Here is a 19829-nt window from a genome sequence, read left to right as displayed (position 1 = left end):
GCACGCCCGTCACCGCACGCACATCCCCGCACGATCCGACGCGTATCCCAACGGGGGGAGAGAGCGAGATGAGCACGGCACCGTCACCCCGACCCGACGACACGCCCCGCACGACCAACCCGATCGACCCGAGGGGGGAGTCCCCCTGGGCCCGCATGCTGCTGGTCGCCCTGGTCGTCGGCGGCCTGTTCTGGAGCGTCGCGGCCATCCTCGATCCGGACAACGGCACCCTGCGGCAGTTCGTGGCCGCCGTGCTCTGCGCCGCCGCCGCGCTCGCCGTCCAGTACGTCCTCGGCCTGGCCCCGCGCCCGGCACCGGGCCGGCTGGAGGAGCACACCCGGCGGGTGGAGGACGCCCTGGCCGAGAACACCGCCGCCGTACGCGACGGTCTCAGCCGGTACGACACCGAGCTGAAGTCGGGTCTGACCCGGCACACCGAGGACGTCAAGCAGCTGGTCGAGACGCACGTCACCCAGGTCGACCACCGGTCCGCCGAGGCCGCGCGCCCGCTGGACCCGGTCCGCATCGACAGCGTGCCCGACCTGGCCAAGGGCTTCGCCGACGTCCTGCTGCCCAGCCCCTCCATCCTGCACACCTTCGTCCACCTGGAGATGTCCCGGGTGGTCGGCCACATGGCGGACCTCACCAACCTGAGCGCCGAGTGCCCCGGCGAGAACCACGACTGGATGCTCACCCTCACCAAGGCCGCCGAGCAGTCCATCCTCGCCACCAGCACCTCCGTCGACCGGGAGTTCTGGACCAGCGAGCCCGCCGGGCGCTACCTCGACGCCCAGCAGGCGGCCATCGACGAACAGGGCGTCGCGGTACGCCGCCTGTTCCTGCTGGAGAGCGCCCGCGAACTCGACGACCGGCTGCTGCGGCTGTGCGAGGAGCAGGAGCTGCGCCGCATCGACGTCCGCGTGGCGGTCCTGCCCGAACTGCCCCCGCACCTCCAGCGCGGCACCACCAACGACTTCATCCTCTACGACGAGGAGGTGTCGTTCGAGATCGAGCAGGACCTGCGCGACGTCAACGTCCGCACCCGGCTCACCGCGCGCCAGGACTACGTACGGGACCGGCTCAAGCGCTTCAGGGAACTCTGGGACGCGGGCATGGGTCTGCGCGAACTGGAGGTGCGCGTCGACGACGAGGAGGACGGCAACTGGATGGTCGACCGGGGCTGACCACCGCCGTACTCCCCGGGGAGTAGCGGCGGCCCCGCGTCTCCCCGGGCAGTAGCCCGAGGCTCGCCCTCACGCCCGACGCGTCGCCGCCCCGCCGGCGGAAGTCTGGAGACCCACCCAGACATCCACCGGAGGGAGGCCCGTCAGATGGGGGCCACTACGACAGGCGCGGGGCGGCGGCGGGCCGTGCCCTGGCTGGTGCTCGGACTGTGGATCGCCGTGCTGGCGATCGCCTCGCCGTTCGCGGCGAAACTCGGGGACGTGCAGCGCGACCGCGCCGTCGACTACCTGCCGGCGAGCGCCGACTCGACGCAGGTCGCCAAGATCCAGGAGCGGCTGCCGGGCGGCGAGGCCACCGAGATGGTCCTCGTCTACCACCGCGACGCCGGGCTGACCGCCGCCGACCGCGAGACCGCCGCCGAGCAGGTCGCCGAGATCACCGACGCGCACGAACTCACCGGGCGCCCGACGGGCATCCCGTCCAAGGACGGCACCACCCTCATGTACCCGGTGGCCTCCAACGAGCCCGGCACGGACGAGAAGGCCCGCGACGCACTCGTCAACGAGGTGCGGGACGTCGCGGAGGGCGGAGACGGGCTCAGCGTCGAGGTCGGCGGCGAGGGCGCGCTCGCCACCGACGCCTCCGAGGTCTACAACTCCCTCGACGGCCCGCTGCTCTACACCACCGCCGCGGTGGTCGCACTCCTCCTGATCCTCATCTACCGCAGCCCCTTCCTGTGGCTCGTCCCGCTCGCCGTCGCCGGACTGGCCGACTACCTCTCCATGGGCGTCGCCTACGGCCTCAACCAGACGTTCGGCACCGCCGTCTCCGGCCAGTCCAGCGGCATCATGACCATCCTCGTGTTCGGCGTCGGCACCGACTACGCGCTGCTGCTGGTCTCCCGCTACCGCGAGGAACTGCGCCGCGTGGAGCGGCCCTACGACGCCATGCTCGCCGCCCTGCGCGGCTGCGGCCCCGCCGTGCTCGCCTCCTCCGGCACCGTCGCCGCCGGGCTCCTGTGCCTGCTCGCCGCCGACCTCAACTCCAGCCGGGGCATGGGCCCGCTCGGCACCGTCGGCGTGCTGTGCGCGCTGGCCGCCATGCTGACCCTGCTCCCCGCGGTCCTCGTCCTGCTCGGCCGCCGCGTCTTCTGGCCGCTGGTGCCCCGCTACGGCAGCACCCCCAAGGCCCGCAGGTCGCTGTTCTCCGCGATGGGCAGCTCCGCCGAACGGCGGCCCCGCACCGTCCTGGTGGGCGGCGCCGTGCTGCTCGGCGCGCTCGCGCTGGGCGCCTTCGCCCTGCCCGGCGGCATGAAGCAGGAGGACTCCTTCACCACCCGCCCCGAGGCGATCGCCGCGATGGAGACGCTCGCCGACGCCTTCCCCAGGTCCGGCACCCAGCCGATCACCGTCATCAGCCCCACCGACCGCGCCGACGCCGCGCTCACCGAGATCCGCGCCACCGACGGCGTCGAGAACGCCGAGGCCGGCCGCAGCGGCGGAGGCTGGACCGAGCTGACGGTCCTGGCCTCCACCCCGCCCCAGTCCGCCGCCGAGACCGCCACCATCGAGGAACTGCGCGACAAGCTCGACGGCTCCTACGTCGGCGGCCCCAGCGCCCAGCAGATCGACCTGGAGGACACCAACGCCCGGGACACCGCCATCGTCGTACCGATCGTGCTGCTCTCGGTCCTGCTGATCCTCACGGTGCTGCTGCGCTCGCTGGTCGCGCCGCTGATCCTGGTCGCCGCCGTCGTCGCCGTGTGGGGCGCGGCCCTCGGCATCGGCGGGCTCGTCTTCGGCCCCCTCTTCGGCTTCGAGGGCACCGACCCCGGGCTCGGCCTGCTCTCCTTCGTCTTCCTGGTCGCCCTCGGCGTCGACTACGGCATCTTCCTGATGCACCGGATGCGCGAGGAGGCCCTGAACGGCGCCGGACCCACCGAGGCCGCCCTCGCCGCGCTGCGCACCACCGGCGGCGTCATCGCCTCGGCCGGGCTGGTCCTCGCGGCCACCTTCGCCGTGCTCACCAGCATGCCGATGGTGCAGCTGGTCGAGCTGGGCTTCGTCATCGCGGTCGGCGTCCTGCTCGACACCTTCCTCGTCCGCACCTACCTCGTCACCAGCGCCAGCGTCGCGCTGCGGCGCCGGGTGTGGTGGCCGGGGCGGCTGTCCCGGGAGCCGGAGGGAGCGGCGCCGACGGGAGAGCGCGAACCCGTCGGTGTCTGAACCGCCGAACAACCGGAGTGCGCCCCTCCCCTCCCGGAGGGGCGCACCCGCCACGGAGGATGGACGCGTGCAGCCGACCACGACGACAGCGACGACGCCCGGCCGGACCACCCGGACCCGCAGGGGCGAGCGGATCATCGCCGCGATCAACCGCGACCCGCGCACCGCCCCCCACGGCACCCGCAACGACGCCGTGCTCGCGGGAGTCCTGCTCCTCGGAGCCGTCTGCCTGGCGCTGTCCACCGACGAGGGCCGCCGCCCGGACGCCCTGGGCTGGACGCTGCTGGTCGCCGCGCACGTCCCGATCGTGTGGCGGCGGCGCCATCCGCTGCTGGTGCTGGCGGTGCTGTTCGCCGTGGTCGGGCCGTACCACGCGATGGAGAACAACCACACCGCGGTGGGCCCCGCCTCCTACGTGGCGCTCTACACGCTGGCCGTCACCGGCCGCCCCCTGCGCACCATCGTGACCGGCACCGTGGTCCTCACCGCGTCGGTGAGCATCATGCTCACCGTCAACACCCACCAGGCCGTCGAACTGATCCGCATCTCGGGCTGGGTCATCGCCGTCCTCTTCTGCGGCATCGACGTCCGCTACTACCGCCAGTACGTCGCCTCCATCGTGGAGCGCGCCGAACGCGCCGAACGCACCCGCGAGGAGGAGGCCCGGCGCCGCGTCGCCGAGGAGCGTCTGCGGGTCGCCCGGGACCTGCACGACCTGCTGGCGCACAGCATCACCCTCATCGGCGTGCAGACCTCGGTCGCCGCCCACGTCCTGACCGCCGACCCCGAGCGCCTGGACCGGGCGGCCGTCGCCAAGGCCCTCGACGACATCGCCGAGACCTGCCGCTCCGCGCGCGGCGAACTGCGCACCACCCTCGAAGTGCTCCGGGCCCAGGACACCACCGGCGTCCCCGACGCCCGCGGCCCGCTGCCCGGCCTGCACGGCCTGTCCGACCTGGCGGAGAACGCCCGGCTCGCCGGAGCGCGGGTGGACCTGTCGGTGACCGCCGACGACGTCCCGCCCGCGGTCGGTGCCGCCGTCTACCGCATCACGCAGGAGGCGCTGACCAACGCCGTACGGCACGCGGGGCCGAAGCCGTCCGTGCGCGTCGAGGTGCGCGCCGGGCCGGGCGTCCTGCGCCTGTCCGTCACCGACGACGGCACCGGACCCGACCCGGCGGGCACCCCCGGCTTCGGCCTCGTCGGCATGCGGGAGCGGGCCCGCAGCGTGGGTGGGACACTCGACGCCGGACCGCGCGAGGACGACGCCGGCTTCGAGGTGACGGCGGTACTGCCGACCCCCGCCACGCCCCTGACGACGACCACGACGATCACCTCGGAGAGAGCCGGATGACGATACGCGTGCTGCTGGCGGACGACCAGAACCTCGTCCGCGCGGCGTTCGCCCTGCTGGTGGCGTCGGCCCCCGACATGGAGGTCGTCGGCGAGGCCGGCACCGGCCGCGAGGCCGTGCACCTGGCCCGCGCCGAACGCGCCGACCTCGTCGTCATGGACGTACGCATGCCCGACCTGGACGGCATCGAGGCCACCCGGCTGATCGCCGCCGACGAGGACCTGGCGGGCGTGAAGGTGCTGGTCCTCACCACCTACGACACCGACGAGAACATCGTGGACGCGCTGCGCGCGGGCGCCTCCGGATTCCTGGTCAAGGACACGAAGCCCGCCGAACTCCTGGACGCCATCCGCACGGTGACGGCCGGCGACGCACTCCTCTCACCCGGCCCGACGGCCCGCCTGATCGAACGCTTCCTGCGCAGCCCCTCGGTCCTCCACCCGCCCGGGTCCGGCCCGGACTGCCTTTCGGACCGGGAACGCCAGGTCCTCACCCTGGTGGCCCGGGGCCTGACCAACACGGAGATCGCCGAGGCCCTGGGCCTGAGCCCGCTCACCGCGAAGACCCACGTCAGCCGCATCATGGGCAAGCTGGAGGCGCGGGACCGGGCCCAACTGGTCATCGTGGCGTACGAGTCGGGCCTGGTCACGCCGGGCGCGGATCAGCCGCAGTAGACGTCCCGGCCCGGCCGCTGCCCGGTCGCCAGGAACCGGGAGACCGTGGCGTCCCCGCAGGCGTTGCCGTTGGCCAGGTAGGCGTCGTGCCCGGTGGAGTCCACGGTCACCATGACCGCGCGCCGGCCGAGGGCTTCGCGCATCCGCAGTGCGCCGGAGAGCGGGGTGTTGACGTCCCGCTCGTTCTGGACGAGCAGCGCGTTGGACGGACCGCGGTCGGTGATCCGCACCGGCGCCTCGCGCGGCGGGTACGGCCAGGCGGCGCAGAGCATCGCGTTGCGGGGCATCCCGGCGGTGAGCGGGTACTCGGCGCGGCTCTCGGCGACGTCCTTCTCGTAGGAGGCCGCCGAGCGGGGCCAGGCGACGTCGTTGCACAGGACACCGGCGCCGACGGCGGCGACGTTCTGCAGCACGGCCTCGGGCGGCGCCTGGGGCGCGGGCGGCACGGTGCCCTCGGCCGCGGCCCGCATCAGCCTGGCGAGCGTCGGGTAGCGGCTGGGGGCGGCGAAGCTGTCCAGCATGGTCTGACGCAGCACGTTGCCGTTCAGCTCCTCGGGATTGGCGCCGGGCCACGGGATGGGCTCGCGGTCGAGCCGGGCGGCGAGGCGCAGGAACATCGGCCGTACGTCGGCGGCCCGGTCCGCCACGCGGTCGGGATTGCCGGGCTCCGACGCCCACGCGGCGAAGTGCGGGAAGGTGTCCTCGACCCCCTGCTCGTGCGCTGCGAGCCAGGCGCGGTTGACGCGGGCCGGGTCGGGGTTGTCGACGCTGTCCAGCACGAACCGGTCGGTGCGGTGCGGGAACAACTGGGCGTACACGGCCCCGACATACGTCCCGTACGACACGCCCCACGCGGAGATCCGCCGCTCGCCCAGCGCGGCCCGGAGGCGGTCGATGTCGCGGGCCTCGTTGGCGGTGCTGAGGTGCTTGATCAGCTCACCGCCGTTGCGCGCACAGGCGTCGGCCACGCGCCGGGCGGTGGTCATGTTCGCGTCCACCGAGCCGTCGGGGGCGGGCCAGGGCCGGAGCTTGGAGGTGGCGAGGTCGCCGTACTCCAGCCCGCAGCTGACCGAGGTGGACGGCGCGAGCCCGCGCGGCGCGAACCCGATCAGGTCGTGGGTGTCGCGGACGTCCTGGGGGATCTTCCGCCCCTTCCCCGAGGGGTCGTTCAGACTCGACCCGCCCGGCCCGCCGGCGATGAGCACCAGGGCCCCGCGCCGGGCGTCCGGCTTCTCGACGGGGATGCGGGAGACGGCCATCTCGATGCGGGGGCCGTCGGGGTCGGCGTAGTCCATCGGCACGTCGAGGGTGGCGCACTCCTGCCGGGGGTCGAGCCCGGTGCCCTCGCAGGCGGACCAGGTGAGGGCTTCGGGTGCACTCCCGCCCGCCGCGGAGGCGGTCACCGGCGCGGTGACGCCGAGGAGGGCGGTGGACACGCCGACGATGGCGGCGTTGCGGATGCTTCTGCTTCGCTTGCGCTGCGTCATGCGACGAGCCTCGCGGAAGCCCGGGGGCCGCCCCATCCGGGCAACAACCTGAAAGATCCTGGGGTTTACCCCACCAGACCCCTGACGAAGTCCACCCAGGCCGCCGCCCCGACGACGACCACGGGGCCGTCGGCCACCTTGCTGTCCCGGACGGGTATGACGCCGGGGAAGTCTTGCGCGACCTCGACGCAGTCGCCGCCTTGGCCGTTGCTGTACGTGCTCTTGCGCCAGCGGGCGGCGCCGGGGAAGTCCTGCGCGACCTCGACGCAGTCGCCTCCCTCGCCGTTGCTGTAACTGCTCTTCGTCCAGCGGGCGTCGGTCAGGTCGTACTCGCGCATCGTCTGAAGTCCTCCGCCGCCGAGTCGATCAGGGCCAGGGACGCCTCCGGCGACAGCGCGGCGACCCTGAGCAGATCGTATGCGCGCTGCGCCCGCTTCACCACGGCCGGTGCGTCCACCAGCGTTCCCGAAAACGACGTCTCTGTATAGGCGACCTGAGGCGCGTCCTCGAACTCCATCAGCTTCAAAGATCCGTTCATGGCCGCATGCGCCCCCGCCCCGTACGACAGGACGGTCACCACTGCTGTGCGCTCCCGCATCAGCCGGGTGACGTGCTCCAGTTGTGCCGCCATCGCCTGCGGGCCGCCCACCGGGATCCGCAGCACGTTCTCGTGCAGCGTCACCCAATACTCGGGCCTTGTAGCGTCGTCCAGGATCAGCGACCGTTCCAGGCGGGCCGCGACGATCTCGTCGACGTAGGAGTCCGGCTTGAACGGGTTCGCGGCGATGGTGACCGCGCGGGCGTAGTCCGCTGTCTGGAGCAGGCCCGGAACGACCGTCGGTGCGAACTCGCAGATCCGCGTGGCCAGCCGCTCCAACTCCACCACGTGGGCGAAGTAATCCGCATACCGCGGATCATCAATCAGCTTCCTGCACAGTCGCTCGAAAATACCGTCGGTTTGTAGCGCCTCGTCGATCCGCTGGGCCACATCCAACTGTGGTTTCCGAATTGCCTGTTCGAACTGGCCGATGTAGCCGCCGGAGACGAATACCCGCGCACCCAGCTCTACTTGGGTGATTCCGGCGTCCTCTCGCCGACGTTTCAGTTCCGTTCCGAAGAACTCCCACGCGGCCTGCCGTGAACCATTGGCCATAACCAACCCCCATGCGCTGACCCGCATTTGTAGTGCACGTACTCCTGCCGAGTGTAGGCACGTCGCGGCATTCTGGGGGCACGAAGAGTGAAACCGTAAAGGGAAGGGAAAGCGATGGAGGCACGGCACTCGGCGCTCTGCGTCGAAGGAGCGGAGGACACGGTGAAAGAATTGCGCGCGGCGCTCGCGGAGGCAGGAATTACTCTGCCCTCACTCGGGCTCGACCCGGTGAGTCTTGCGCGGGAGGCACCCTGCCCGCTGGTCGAATTGGGCCGGTGTTCCGTGGAGACCGCGCGGCGCCTCGCGGCGGTACTGCGGTGACGACGACGCCGCCCGTCGGGGTCTACGCCGTGGACACCCGCAGTGGACGGGTCGGGGTCGTCATGGGGCACGAGGGGCCGTACGTGCAGATGCGGCCGTACGGCGGCGGGCGGGAGTGGGACGCCGAGCCGGGTGACGTACGCCACGCCACCCCGTCCGAGCGGCTCAGCGCGGCGACGGCGTACACCAACGCCCGAAGCCGTGGCGAGGTCCCTTGAAGCATGCGCGAGAATGGGCGGCATGAGTCTGTTCCGCGACGACGGCATCGTGCTGCGCACCCAGAAGCTGGGTGAGGCGGACCGGATCATCACCATGCTCACGCGCGGTCACGGGCGCGTACGCGCCGTGGCGCGCGGGGTGCGGCGCACGAAGTCGAAGTTCGGCGCGCGGCTGGAGCCGTTCTCGCACGTGGACGTGCAGTTCTTCTCGAAGAACAGCGAGCTGGTCGGGCGCGGGCTGCCGCTGTGCACGCAGAGCGAGACGATCGCTCCCTACGGTGGCGGGATCGCCACCGACTACGCTCGGTACACCGCCGGGACCGCCATGCTGGAGACGGCCGAGCGGTTCACCGACCACGAGGGCGAGCCGGCGGTGCAGCAGTACCTGCTGCTGGTCGGCGCGCTCAGGACCCTCGCCCGGGGCGAGCACGCGCCGAACCTGGTGCTCGACGCGTTCCTGCTGCGCTCGCTGGCCGTGAACGGGTACGCCCCGACCTTCGGGGACTGCGCGAAGTGCGGCCTGCCCGGTCCGAACCGCTTCTTCTCGGTCGGCTCGGGCGGCTCCGTCTGCGCCGACTGCCGGGTGCCCGGCAGCGTCGTACCCTCGCCGCAGGCCCTGGAACTGCTCGGGGCGCTGCTGGCGGGGGACTGGGGGACGGCGGACGCGTGCGAGCCGCGGTACGTCCGGGAGGGGAGCGGGCTGGTGTCCGCCTACCTGCACTGGCACCTGGAGCGCGGTCTGCGCTCCCTGCGCTACGTCGAGAAGTCCTAGCAAGAACAGCAAGAACCGTACGAGGAGACGAGAGACACATGGCCGTACGCGGGATTCTGGGGCGGCAGCGCCGGGAGTACAGGACGCCGGAGCCGCACCCGTCCGGTGCGCGGCCCCCGAAGCTCGGCGAGCTGGTTCCGGAGCATGTGGCGATCGTCATGGACGGCAACGGACGCTGGGCCAAGGAGCGCGGGCTGCCGCGCACCGAGGGGCACAAGGTCGGTGCCGAGCAGGTCATGGACGTGCTCCAGGGCGCGATCGAGATGGGCGTCGGGAACATCTCCCTGTACGCCTTCTCCACCGAGAACTGGAAGCGCTCGCCGGAGGAGGTGCGGTTCCTGATGAACTTCAACCGCGACTTCATCCGCAAGTCCCGCGACACCCTCGACGAGCTGGGGGTGCGGGTGCGCTGGGCGGGGCGAATGCCCAAACTGTGGAAGTCCGTGGCCAAGGAACTCCAGGTCGCCCAGGAGCAGACCAAGGACAACGACCGGCTCACGCTGTACTTCTGCATGAACTACGGCGGACGGGCCGAGATCGCCGACGCGGCGCAGGCCCTCGCCGAGGACGTACGGGCCGGGAAGCTCGATCCGTCGAAGGTGAACGAGAAGACGCTCGCGAAGTACCTGTACTACCCGGACATGCCGGACGTGGACCTGTTCCTGCGGCCGAGCGGGGAGCAGCGGACGTCGAACTACCTGATCTGGCAGAGCGCGTACGCGGAGATGGTCTTCCAGGACGTCCTGTGGCCGGACTTCGACCGGCGCGACCTGTGGCGGGCTTGTCTCGAGTTCGCCTCCCGCGACCGCCGCTTCGGCGGCGCCATCCCCAACGAGGAGCTCCTCGCCATGGAGGGCAGGGCCGGAGAATCCAGCCCGTCCGGCGTTTGAGGACGAGGCCGTTCAGGCCGAAACGGGGCCCGGGGCGCAGCCCCGGCCCAGCGGCTCAACCGCCGGCGGCCACCGCACAGTCGGCGCAGGTGCCGAAGATCTCCACCGTGTGGGCGACGTTGACATAGCCGTGCTCCGCCGCGATGGCCTCGGCCCACTTCTCCACCGCGGGGCCCTCCACCTCGACGGCCTTGCCGCAGGCGCGGCAGACCAGGTGGTGGTGATGGTCGCCGGTGGAGCACCGGCGGTAGACGGACTCGCCCTCGGCGGTGCGCAGGACGTCGACCTCGCCGGCGTCGGCGAGGGACTGGAGGGTGCGGTAGACCGTGGTGAGCCCGACCGCGTCGCCCTTGTGCTTGAGCATGTCGTGGAGCTCCTGCGCGCTGCGGAACTCCTCGACCTCCTGAAGGGCGGCCGACACGGCAGCCCGCTGCCGGGTGGCGCGGCCCTTCACGGGCGGTCCAGCGGTGGTCACTGGTTCCTCCTCACGTCTTCGCGGCTTGCCGGGCCATTGTGCCAGCCCGGTTCGCCCGCGGTCAGACGCCGACCTCGTCGGCGGCCCCCCTGGTGGCCGGAATCTTGCACTCCGCCGGATCCGCGGCGGGTTGCGCGGCGGCGAGTGCCCGCGCGCGTCGCCGGGCCAGCGGGGCGGCCAGCACGCTCAGCAGGATGAACGCGCCGATGGTGAGCAGCACGATCGTCGCGCCGGGCGGCACGTCCTGGTAGTACGAGGTGACCGTGCCGCCGATGGTCACGCACACACCGAGCGCGACGGAGACCGCGAAGGTGGCGGCGAAGCTGCGGGTGAGCTGCTGCGCGGCGGCCACCGGGACCACCATCAGCGCCGACACCAGGAGCAGCCCGACCACGCGCATCGCGACCGTCACCGTGACCGCCGCCGTGACGGCCGTCAGCAGGTTCAGCGCGCGCACCGGCAGGCCGGTGACCCGGGCGAACTCCTCGTCCTGGCTGACGGCGAACAGCTGGCGGCGCAGGCCGACGGTGACGAGGACCACGAAGGCGGCCAGCAGGCAGATCGCGGTGACGTCGGACTCGGAGACCGTCGACAGGGAGCCGAAGAGGTACGAGGTGAGGTTGGCGTTGGAGCCGCCCGGGGCGAGGTTGATGAACATCACGCCGCCCGCCATGCCGCCGTAGAAGAGCATGGCGAGGGCGATGTCGCCGCGGGTCTTGCCGTACCAGCGGATCAGCTCCATGAGGACCGCGCCGAGGACGGAGACCAGCGTCGCCATCCACACCGGGGACCAGGAGAGCAGGAAGCCGAGGCCGACGCCGGTCATCGCCACGTGGCCGATGCCGTCGCCCATGAGGGCCTGGCGGCGCTGGACCAGGTAGATGCCGATGGCCGGGGCGGTGATGCCGACCAGGACGGCCGCGAGCAGCGCCCGCTGCATGAAGGCGTAGTTCAGGATTTCCATAGTCGTCGCCTTCTCAGCTCAGCAGGCCGGTGCGGATCGGTTCGGCGCCCGCGGGTGCGTGCGGGTGGACGTGGTCGTGGCCGGGCAGCGCGTGCTGGCCGACGGCCTCGGGCGGCGGGCCGTCGTGCAGGACGCAGCCGTCGCGGAGCACCACGGCCCGGTCGATCAGCGGCTCCAGCGGGCCCAGCTCGTGCAGGACGAGGAGGACGGTCGCCCCGGCCGCCACCTGCGCCCGCAGCGTCTCGGCCAGCACCTCCTGGCTGGCCAGGTCGACGCCCGCCATCGGCTCGTCCATGATCAGCAGTTCGGGCTCGGCGGCGAGCGCGCGGGCGATCAGCACCCGCTGGTGCTGGCCGCCGGAGAGCGCGTTCACCGAGTCCTTGGCGCGGTCCGCCATGCCGACCAGGTCGAGGGCGCGGCGTACGGCCTCGTGGTCGGCCTTGCGCAGGACGCCGAAGCGGGCCCGGGAGAGCCGGCCCGAGGAGACCACCTCGGTCACCGTGGCCGGGACGCCGCCCGCGGCCGTGGTGCGCTGTGGGACGTAGCCCACGCGCGCCCAGTCGCGGAAGCGGCGCCTGGGGGTGCCGAACAGCTCGATCTCCCCGTCCGTGACGGGCACCTGGCCGATGATCGTGCGCACGGCCGTGGACTTGCCCGAGCCGTTGGCGCCGAGCAGCGCGACCACCTGGCCGCGCCGCACGGTGAGGTCGATGCCGCGCAGGACGGGGCGTGAGCCCAGCTCGGCGCGGACGCCGCGCAGGGATATGACGGACTCGTCGCTCACGATGTCCTCCGTAACGATCGAACGGGTCGGGCTGTGGGGCCGGGCTGCTTACTTGGCGCCGAGGGCGGTTTCGAGCGCCTTGAGGTTGGACTCCATGACCCCGACGTAGTCCTCGCCCTTGGACTTGTCGGTGATGCCCTCCAGCGGATCGAGGACGTCCGTCTTCAGGCCCGCGTCCTTGGCGAGGGTCTTCGCGGTCTTGCCGGACACCAGTGTCTCGTAGAAGACGGTGGTCACGCCGTCGGCCTTGGCCTCCTCCTGGAGCTCCTTGATCCGGGCGGGGCTGGGCTCGCTCTCCGGGTCGAGGCCGTTGATGGCCTCCTGGGTGAGGCCGTAGCGCTCGGCGAGGTAGCCGAAGGCGGCGTGGTTGGTGAAGAAGACCTTGCTGTCGGTCTTCGCCAGGCCGTTCTTGAACGCCGTGTCCAGGCCGCTCAGCTTCTTCGCCAGCACCTCGGCGTTCTTGCGGTAGTCGTCGGCGTGGTCCGGGTCGGCCTTCTCGAAGGCCTGGGCGACGCCCGCGGCGATCTCGGCGTACTTCACCGGGTCCAGCCAGACGTGCGGGTCGAGCGCGTGCCCCCCGCCCTCGGCGTGCTCCTCCTCGGCGTGCTCGTCCGTGTGCTCCTCGCCGCCGTGGTCGTGCTCCACGCTCCCGTGGTCCTCGAGCTTCGTCAGCGAGGCCGCGTCGATCTTGGTCTTCACGTCGGACTGGCCGACGGCCTCGTCCACGGCGGGCTGGAGGGACTTCAGGTAGAGCACCGCGTCCGCCTCGCCCATCTGGGCGGTCTGCCGGGCGCTCAGCTCCAGGTCGTGCGGCTCCTGGCCGGGTTCGGTGAGCGTGGTGACGTGCACGTGGTCCCCGCCGATCTGCTCGGCGAGGTACTCCATGGGGTAGAACGACGCGACGACGTCGAACTTGTCGGTGTTGCCCGCGGCCGAGCCGTCGCTGGAGCAGGCGGAGAGGGTCCCGAGGCCGAGCGCGGTGGCCGCGGTGACTGCTATGCCGGAGATACGGCGTCGTCGTACGTTCATGACACTCATTTTCAACAAATATGGAAACCGTTGTCAACAAGCGGGTGATTGTGCAGACGGCAGGCCCCGATTTGGCCGCAGGGCGACCCACGCCGGTAACCTGAAGTATTCTCTGGAAGCAACTCGCTTCGCCCGCCCGTCTCCCGACCACCACCCCCCATCGAGGCGCTTCGCGCCGCACCAGTCAGTCACCGTCGTCGTAATGAAGAGAGCACCGTGGCCGCCGACAAGATCGACACCATCGTCAGCCTGAGCAAGCGCCGTGGCTTCGTATTCCCGTGCAGTGAGATCTACGGCGGTCAGCGCGCCGCCTGGGACTACGGTCCGCTGGGTGTCGAGCTCAAGGAGAACCTCAAGCGCCAGTGGTGGCGCTACATGGTCACCTCGCGCGAGGACGTCGTCGGTCTCGACTCCTCCGTGATCCTGGCCCCCGAGGTCTGGGTGGCCTCCGGTCACGTGGCCACCTTCACGGACCCGCTGACCGAGTGCACCTCCTGCCACAAGCGGTTCCGCGCGGACCACCTGGAGGAGGCGTACGAGGAGAAGAAGGGCCACGCCCCCGAGAACGGCCTGGCCGACCTCAACTGCCCCAACTGCGGCAACAAGGGCACCTTCACCGAGCCCAAGCAGTTCTCCGGGCTGCTCTCCACCCACCTCGGCCCGACCCAGGACAGCGGCTCCGTCGCCTACCTGCGGCCCGAGACCGCCCAGGGCATCTTCACCAACTTCGCCCAGGTGCAGACCACTTCGCGCCGCAAGCCGCCGTTCGGTATCGCCCAGATGGGCAAGTCCTTCCGCAACGAGATCACGCCCGGCAACTTCATCTTCCGCACCCGCGAGTTCGAGCAGATGGAGATGGAGTTCTTCGTCAAGCCGGGCGAGGACGAGAAGTGGCAGGAGTACTGGATGGAGCAGCGCTGGAACTGGTACACGGGCCTCGGTCTCCGTGAGGAGAACATGCGCTGGTACGAGCACCCGGCCGAGAAGCTCTCCCACTACTCCAAGCGCACCGCCGACATCGAGTACCGCTTCTCCTTCGGCGGCAGCGAGTGGGGCGAGCTGGAGGGTGTCGCCAACCGGACCGACTACGACCTCTCCTCGCACGCCAAGGCCTCCGGCCAGGACCTCTCCTACTACGACCAGGAGGCCCAGGAGCGCTGGACGCCGTACGTCATCGAGCCGGCGGCCGGTGTCGGGCGCGCGATGCTCGCCTTCCTGCTCGACGCGTACATCGAGGACGAGGCGCCGAACGCCAAGGGCAAGCTGGAGAAGCGCACGGTGCTGCGGCTCGACCCGCGGCTGTCCCCGGTGAAGGTCGCCGTGCTGCCGCTGTCCCGCAACCCCGACCTGTCGCCGAAGGCGAAGGGGCTGGCGCAGGCGCTGCGGCAGCACTGGAACATCGAGTTCGACGACGCGGGCGCGATCGGGCGGCGGTACCGGCGTCAGGACGAGATCGGGACGCCGTTCTGTGTGACCGTCGACTTCGACACGCTGGACGACAACGCGGTGACCGTTCGGGAGCGGGACACGATGAAGCAGGAGCGTGTGTCTCTCGACCAGATCGAGGGGTACCTCGCCTCTCGGCTCGTCGGCTGCTGAACGTCCGTTCCGGTTGAGGTACCAGGGGGCTCCGCCCCCTGGACCCCCGGGCCTATGCCCACCCACCACCCGACTCGGTCGGGAGGGGGGTGGGCGTTTCGGCGTTTCGGGGGCCTGGATGACAGGTCCAGCCCCCGGCTCAGCGGCCCTGGAGTGCCTTCACGTTGTCGCCGAAGGTCCAGTTCTTCGAGCCGTCCCGGTTGAGGGACCAGGTCATCAGGCCCTTGAGGGAGCCGTTGTAGTGGTTCCATGCCTGGGAGACCAGGGACGGTGACATGTGGCCGCCGCCCGCGCCGGGCTGGGCGGGCAGGCCCGGGACCTGCTTGTCGTAGGGCACCCGGATCGTCGTGCCCTGGATGACCAGGCCCTTGTTCAGGCAGTCGGTCTGGGCGGTGAAGCCCTGCACGGTGCCGGCCGCGTAGGAGTCGCCGGAGCAGCCGTACATGCTGCCGTTGTAGTACTGCATGTTCAGCCACCACAGGCGGCCGTTGTCCGCGTACTTCTTGATGACCGGCAGGTACGCGCCCCAGATCGAGCCGTAGACGATGCTGCCGCCGGTCACGTACGCCGTCTCCGGGGCCATCGTGAGGCCGAAGCCCGCGGGCATGCGGGCCAGTACGCCGTCGATGATGCGGATCAGGTTGGCCTGGGACGTGGAGGGCTGGTTGACGTTGCCGCTGCCGGTCAGGCCGGTCTCGATGTCTATGTCGATGCCGTCGAAGTTGTACTTCTTGAGGATCGGCACGATCGTGTCGACGAAACGGTCGGCCACGGCAGTCGAGTTGAGGTCGATGCCGGCCGTCGCGCCGCCGATGGAGAGCAGCAGCGTCTGCCCGGACGCCTTGGCCGCGCACATCTCGGCGGGCGTCGCCACCTTCACGCCCGCGTCCATGCCGTCCTCCCACAGGGCCGTCCCGTCGGAGCGGATCACCGGGAAGGCCGCGTTCAGGACGTTGTAGCCGTGGGCGGCGATCTGGGGGTTGGTGACCGGGGTCCAGCCGAAGGGCGGGTGGACGCCGTTGGCGGCACCGTCCCAGTTCTCCCAGTAGCCCTGGAGGATCTTGCCCGCGGGCTTCGACTTCACGGCGCAGGTGTCGGCGGCCGGGGCGGGGGCGGTGCCGGTGGGGGCGGCGGACGCGGTGCCGACGCCCAGGGGGACCAGAACGGTGGCCGCCAGTGCGGCGGCCAGTAGACGGAACTTGCGGCGGATCATGCCGGGCCTCCCGGTGGGGGTTCGGTGAGGGAGAGTCGACTTGTGTCGTAGGCATGACAGTGGTTTGGTCCAGACCTTTCGTCAAGAGGTCTGGACCAAGTGGCGGGTGTGGATCGGGTGGGCGTCAGGCGATCGTCCGGGGGAGGCGCAGGCTCAGCAGGCCGGTCAGGGCCACCGCCGCCAGTTGCACCAGCAGCGTCGTCACCAGGGCGTCCCGCATGCCCATGCCCGGGGTCAGCGAGAGGAACAGCGTGCCCAGGGTGGCCACGCCCAGGGCCAGCGACGACTGCTGGGTGGTGATCATGACGCCGCTGCCCACGCCGGCGCGTACGGAAGGCACCTCCGACAGGATCACCCGGAAGATCACCGGGAGTTGGAGCGCCTGGCCCGCGCCCGCGACCGCCGCGCCCGGCAGGAGTTCGACCAGACCCAGGTCGGGCCAGGAACGCCACGCGGCCAGCGTCATCAGGGCCAGCCCCACCCCCTGGAGGGCGGCGCCGGTCGGCACCACGCGCGTGCCGTAGCGGGCGACCAGCCGGGGACCGGCGAGGGAGAAGAGGAAGAACACCACGGCGAGCGGGGCCAGGGCCAGACCCGCGGCCACCGGGCCCAGGCCGGCGCCCTGCTGCAACGCCACCGCGATGACGAACATGAAGCCGCTGAAGCCGATCGAGAACGGCACGATGAGCAGCAGGCCGCGGCGCAACGACACGATGGCGAACAGGCTCGGCGGGACCAGGGGCGTACGGCCCGCGCGGTCCGCCCGGCGCTCCACCGCGAAGAACGCCGCCGCCGCGAACGGGAACGCCGCCAGCGACAGCCAGGTCCACAGCGGCCAGCCCGCCGCCCGGCCCTCGGTGAGCGGGACCAGCAGGGTCAGGATCGAGGCGGCCAGCAGGAAGGTGCCGGGGACGTCCACCGGTTCGGGGCGCGCGGAGCGGGTCTCCGGGACCGCGCGGGCGGCGAGGAACAGGCCCACGAGGACGACCGGGACGTTCACCAGGAAGACGGAACGCCAGCCGGTGCCCGCGATGTCGGCGGCCACGAGGACGCCGCCCAGGATCTGCCCGGCCACCATCGACAGGCCGGCCGTCGCCCCGTACAGGCCCATGGCCTTCGCGCGCCGGGGACCGGAGGTGGTCGCCTGGATGGTCGCCAGCACCTGCGGCAGCATCGCGGCGGCCGAGGCGCCCTGCGCCACCCGTGCCGCCACCAGCGTCCAGGCGTCCGGCGCGAGACCGCAGGCCAGCGAGGTCAGCCCGAAGGCCGCCATGCCGCCCAGGAACAGGCGGCGCCGGCCGAAGAGGTCGCCGAGCCGGCCGCCCAGGACCAGCAGGACGGCGTACGCCACCCCGTACCCGGCGACGACGAGTTCCAGGACCGCCTCGCTCGCGGCGAGGTCCGTGCCGATGGTGGGCAGGGCGACGTTGACGATGAAGAAGTCGACGAGCGGGAGTGCCGCGGCCAGCAGCACCGTGAAGAGTCCGAGGCCGCCGAGCGCGGGTGGCGCCGGGGGTGCCGTGCGGACGGGACGTGAAGTGATGGTTTCGGTCACGTGGTCGAGCCTGCGACCCTTTCCAGGGTGGTACCAGAGTCTCCTTATGCTGGTAGTAGAAGTACCTGGCAACAGGGTTCGGGACGCGGCACCATGGAGGCATGACGACCACGACGGGCCAGGAGACGGCGGCGCAGTCCCCGCCCCGGGACACCGGCTCGGAGATCCGGCGGCACGAACTCGCCGCCTTCCTGCGCAGCCGCCGCGAGCGCATCGCCCCCGAGCAGGTCGGGCTGCCCCGCGGACGCCGGCGCCGGACCCCGGGGCTGCGGCGCGAGGAGGTCGCCCAGCTCTCGGCCGTCGGCGTCACCTGGTACACCTGGCTGGAGCAGGCCCGGGACATCCAGGTCTCCGTGCAGGTCCTCGACGCCCTCGCCCGTGCCCTGCTGCTCGACCCCACCGAGCGCGCCCACCTCTTCCAACTGGCGGGGGCCGTCGACCCGACGCCCGCGACGGTCTGCCCGGCCATCACCCCGGCGGTGCGCGCCCTGCTGGAGCAGTTCGAGCCGTACCCCGCCTGTGTGCAGAACAGCCGGTACGACATCCTCGCCCACAACCGGACGTACGGGCTGCTGCTGTGCGACCTGGAGGCGGTGCCGCCCGAGGACCGCAACTGCATGATCCTCTGCTTCACCCACGAGGACTGGCGCTCCTCGATCGTGCACCTGGAGGAGACCCAGCGGCTGATGGCGGCGCGGTTCCGCGCGACCATGGCCGGACATCTCGCCGAGCCCGCCTGGAAGATGCTGCTCAAGCGGCTGCGCACCCAGTCGCCGGACTTCCGCGAGGCCTGGGAGCGGTACGAGGTCGTCGCGCACCGCGGCAAGCGCAAGGAGTTCCTCAACCGGCACGTCGGCCGGATCCGCGTCGACCACACCGACCTGTGGCTCGGACCGGAACCGGGGCCCCGGATGGTGACGTACGCCCCGGCCGACGAGGTCTCCCGGGAGCGGCTGGAGAAGCTGCACGCGATCGCCCTGGAACGCGGACCGACATCGTCCGGATGAGTGCCCGAGGTGCGGGAACCCGGAGATGTGCGGAAGGTGATGTTCCCAGGCTTTCCACGGGCCCGGGGTTCCCACAGCACGGACAGGGCGAGGACGAAGAGTCATGGCTGAGCAGAAGTCGGCGCGGACACTTCCGCGGCCGTTGCACGCGGCCGCTTCGGCGGTGCGGAAGGTGCCGGGTGCCGGGACGGTGGGCAGGGCCGCCGAGGGCGCGCTGGACAGGATCGGGGCGGTGTCGCCGCGCGGGCGGCGCGTGCTCGTCTACACGGGCGCCGGGGTGCTGGGCGTCGCCGGACTGGTGGAGTGGCCGGTGGCCGCCACCGGAGCGGCGGTGGCCTGGCTGACGCAGCCGCGCGGGCAGGACCGGAACGGGAGCGCGGGCAAGGGCGGAGACGCGGCGGAGGCCCGGGGTACCGCGGACACGAAGCCCGACCGGACGCCGGCCCGGAAGACCACCGCCAGGGCGGGCACCGCGAAGACGGGCACCGCGAAAGCGGGCACCGCGAAGACGGGTACGGCAAGGGCGGCCGGGACGAAGGCGGCCGCGGCGAAGCGGACCACCGGCGCCAAGAAGACCGCCGCCAAGTCCACGGCGAGCAAGTCCACGGCGAGCAAGTCCACGGCAGGCAGGTCCGCCGCCGCGAAGAAGACCACGGCGAGCAAGTCGGCCGCCGCGAGGAAGACCTCCGCGAAGAAGACCGCGTCCCCCACTCGGGCCAAGCGCCAGTCGGGGACCAAGGCGTCCGCCAGCCGGCCCTCCGCCTCCGGCGGCAGCCGCGGCCGCAAGACGGCCGCCGCGTCGCGCACCCGTTCCTCCGGCTGAGGGAGCGCCATGGTCGGTGGACTGCTGACGCGTTCCCAGGACGCCGTCACGGGGCTGGTGCTGGCCGGTCCCCGGCTGCTCGCGCGCGGTACCGCGCCCGC

At 71.7% G+C, this 19829-nt stretch carries 20 protein-coding genes; 11 read left to right on the top strand and 9 right to left on the bottom strand.

All coding sequences use genetic code 11. The features are described 5' to 3' along the window. Positions 1 to 68 precede the first annotated feature (68 nt). The 4 genes from BZZ08_RS16295 (at position 69) to BZZ08_RS16280 (ending at position 5438) form a co-directional block, all read left to right on the top strand. On the top strand, positions 69 to 1184 hold the full coding sequence (locus BZZ08_RS16295; RefSeq protein WP_104632949.1) for a hypothetical protein: 1116 nt from the start codon (positions 69 to 71) through the stop codon (positions 1182 to 1184). A 147-nt stretch (positions 1185 to 1331) separates the two neighbouring features. Next, on the top strand, positions 1332 to 3410 hold the full coding sequence (locus BZZ08_RS16290) for an MMPL family transporter (RefSeq protein WP_104632948.1): 2079 nt from the start codon (positions 1332 to 1334) through the stop codon (positions 3408 to 3410). A 67-nt stretch (positions 3411 to 3477) separates the two neighbouring features. Beyond that, on the top strand, positions 3478 to 4764 hold the full coding sequence (locus BZZ08_RS16285; protein ID WP_198601511.1) for a sensor histidine kinase: 1287 nt from the start codon (positions 3478 to 3480) through the stop codon (positions 4762 to 4764). After that, complete coding sequence (locus BZZ08_RS16280; RefSeq protein WP_198601510.1) at positions 4761 to 5438, top strand: response regulator transcription factor; 678 nt, start codon at positions 4761 to 4763, stop codon at positions 5436 to 5438. Before BZZ08_RS16285 ends, BZZ08_RS16280 begins: the two co-directional genes overlap by 4 nt. Here the strand turns inward: BZZ08_RS16280 and BZZ08_RS16275 are convergent. The 3 genes from BZZ08_RS16275 to BZZ08_RS16265 form a co-directional block, all read right to left on the bottom strand. Beyond that, entirely contained in the window at positions 5426 to 6925 is a 1500-nt protein-coding gene (locus tag BZZ08_RS16275; RefSeq protein WP_104632946.1) for an alpha/beta hydrolase, read from the bottom strand. The genes BZZ08_RS16280 and BZZ08_RS16275 overlap by 13 nt on opposite strands. A 65-nt stretch (positions 6926 to 6990) precedes the next feature. Beyond that, a complete protein-coding gene (locus BZZ08_RS16270; RefSeq protein WP_104632945.1) occupies positions 6991 to 7263 on the bottom strand; it encodes a DUF397 domain-containing protein in 273 nt (90 codons plus the stop codon). Beyond that, on the bottom strand, positions 7245 to 8078 hold the full coding sequence (locus BZZ08_RS16265) for a helix-turn-helix domain-containing protein (protein WP_104633007.1): 834 nt from the start codon (positions 8076 to 8078) through the stop codon (positions 7245 to 7247). Before BZZ08_RS16265 ends, BZZ08_RS16270 begins: the two co-directional genes overlap by 19 nt. A 114-nt stretch (positions 8079 to 8192) precedes the next feature. Here BZZ08_RS16265 and BZZ08_RS39560 point away from each other — a divergent pair, with 114 nt between their 5' ends. The 4 genes from BZZ08_RS39560 to BZZ08_RS16245 are packed head-to-tail and all read left to right on the top strand — an operon-like array spanning position 8193 to position 10279. After that, positions 8193 to 8399 carry a hypothetical protein gene (locus tag BZZ08_RS39560; protein WP_061444852.1) on the top strand — a complete coding sequence of 69 codons (207 nt, stop codon included), beginning with the start codon at positions 8193 to 8195 and terminating at the stop codon, positions 8397 to 8399. Continuing rightward, positions 8396 to 8617, top strand: coding sequence for a hypothetical protein (locus BZZ08_RS16255; protein WP_104632944.1), 222 nt, complete (start codon positions 8396 to 8398; stop codon positions 8615 to 8617). The genes BZZ08_RS39560 and BZZ08_RS16255 overlap by 4 nt, the downstream gene beginning before the upstream one ends. A gap of 22 nt (positions 8618 to 8639) precedes the next feature. Beyond that, positions 8640 to 9389: a DNA repair protein RecO gene (recO, locus tag BZZ08_RS16250; RefSeq protein ID WP_104633006.1), complete on the top strand. Its 750-nt coding sequence runs from the start codon at positions 8640 to 8642 to the stop codon at positions 9387 to 9389. 38 nt (positions 9390 to 9427) lie between these two features. After that, positions 9428 to 10279: an isoprenyl transferase gene (locus tag BZZ08_RS16245; RefSeq protein ID WP_104632943.1), complete on the top strand. Its 852-nt coding sequence runs from the start codon at positions 9428 to 9430 to the stop codon at positions 10277 to 10279. Positions 10280 to 10334: 55 nt separating this feature from the next. On the opposite strand, the gene BZZ08_RS16240 is transcribed toward BZZ08_RS16245, so the two are convergent. The 4 genes from BZZ08_RS16240 to BZZ08_RS16225 form a co-directional block, all read right to left on the bottom strand. Beyond that, positions 10335 to 10754, bottom strand: a complete 420-nt coding sequence (locus tag BZZ08_RS16240; RefSeq protein WP_104632942.1) for a Fur family transcriptional regulator — start codon at positions 10752 to 10754, stop codon at positions 10335 to 10337. A 61-nt stretch (positions 10755 to 10815) separates the two neighbouring features. After that, positions 10816 to 11718, bottom strand: a complete 903-nt coding sequence (locus BZZ08_RS16235; protein WP_104632941.1) for a metal ABC transporter permease — start codon at positions 11716 to 11718, stop codon at positions 10816 to 10818. A 13-nt stretch (positions 11719 to 11731) separates the two neighbouring features. Continuing rightward, positions 11732 to 12502 carry a metal ABC transporter ATP-binding protein gene (locus BZZ08_RS16230; RefSeq protein ID WP_104632940.1) on the bottom strand — a complete coding sequence of 257 codons (771 nt, stop codon included), beginning with the start codon at positions 12500 to 12502 and terminating at the stop codon, positions 11732 to 11734. Between the two features lie 48 nt (positions 12503 to 12550). Next, positions 12551 to 13531, bottom strand: a complete 981-nt coding sequence (locus BZZ08_RS16225; RefSeq protein WP_104632939.1) for a zinc ABC transporter substrate-binding protein — start codon at positions 13529 to 13531, stop codon at positions 12551 to 12553. A 216-nt stretch (positions 13532 to 13747) separates the two neighbouring features. Here BZZ08_RS16225 and BZZ08_RS16220 point away from each other — a divergent pair, with 216 nt between their 5' ends. Beyond that, positions 13748 to 15130, top strand: a complete 1383-nt coding sequence (locus BZZ08_RS16220) for a glycine--tRNA ligase (protein WP_087809454.1) — start codon at positions 13748 to 13750, stop codon at positions 15128 to 15130. Between the two features lie 139 nt (positions 15131 to 15269). Here BZZ08_RS16220 and BZZ08_RS16215 read toward each other — a convergent pair whose 3' ends face one another. Then, positions 15270 to 16343 carry a chitinase gene (locus BZZ08_RS16215; protein ID WP_104632938.1) on the bottom strand — a complete coding sequence of 358 codons (1074 nt, stop codon included), beginning with the start codon at positions 16341 to 16343 and terminating at the stop codon, positions 15270 to 15272. A gap of 124 nt (positions 16344 to 16467) precedes the next feature. Beyond that, complete coding sequence (locus tag BZZ08_RS16210) at positions 16468 to 17898, bottom strand: MFS transporter (RefSeq protein WP_104632937.1); 1431 nt, start codon at positions 17896 to 17898, stop codon at positions 16468 to 16470. A 101-nt stretch (positions 17899 to 17999) separates the two neighbouring features. Here BZZ08_RS16210 and BZZ08_RS16205 point away from each other — a divergent pair, with 101 nt between their 5' ends. Further along, complete coding sequence (locus BZZ08_RS16205) at positions 18000 to 18905, top strand: MmyB family transcriptional regulator (protein WP_104632936.1); 906 nt, start codon at positions 18000 to 18002, stop codon at positions 18903 to 18905. A gap of 103 nt (positions 18906 to 19008) precedes the next feature. Next, positions 19009 to 19728: a hypothetical protein gene (locus BZZ08_RS40105; protein WP_446750259.1), complete on the top strand. Its 720-nt coding sequence runs from the start codon at positions 19009 to 19011 to the stop codon at positions 19726 to 19728. Positions 19729 to 19829 lie beyond the last annotated feature (101 nt).

Origin of the sequence: Streptomyces sp. MH60 (assembly GCF_002939385.1) — a bacterium.
Classification (GTDB): Bacteria; Actinomycetota; Actinomycetes; order Streptomycetales; family Streptomycetaceae; genus Streptomyces.
This window is presented reverse-complemented; position numbering and strand designations above follow the sequence as displayed.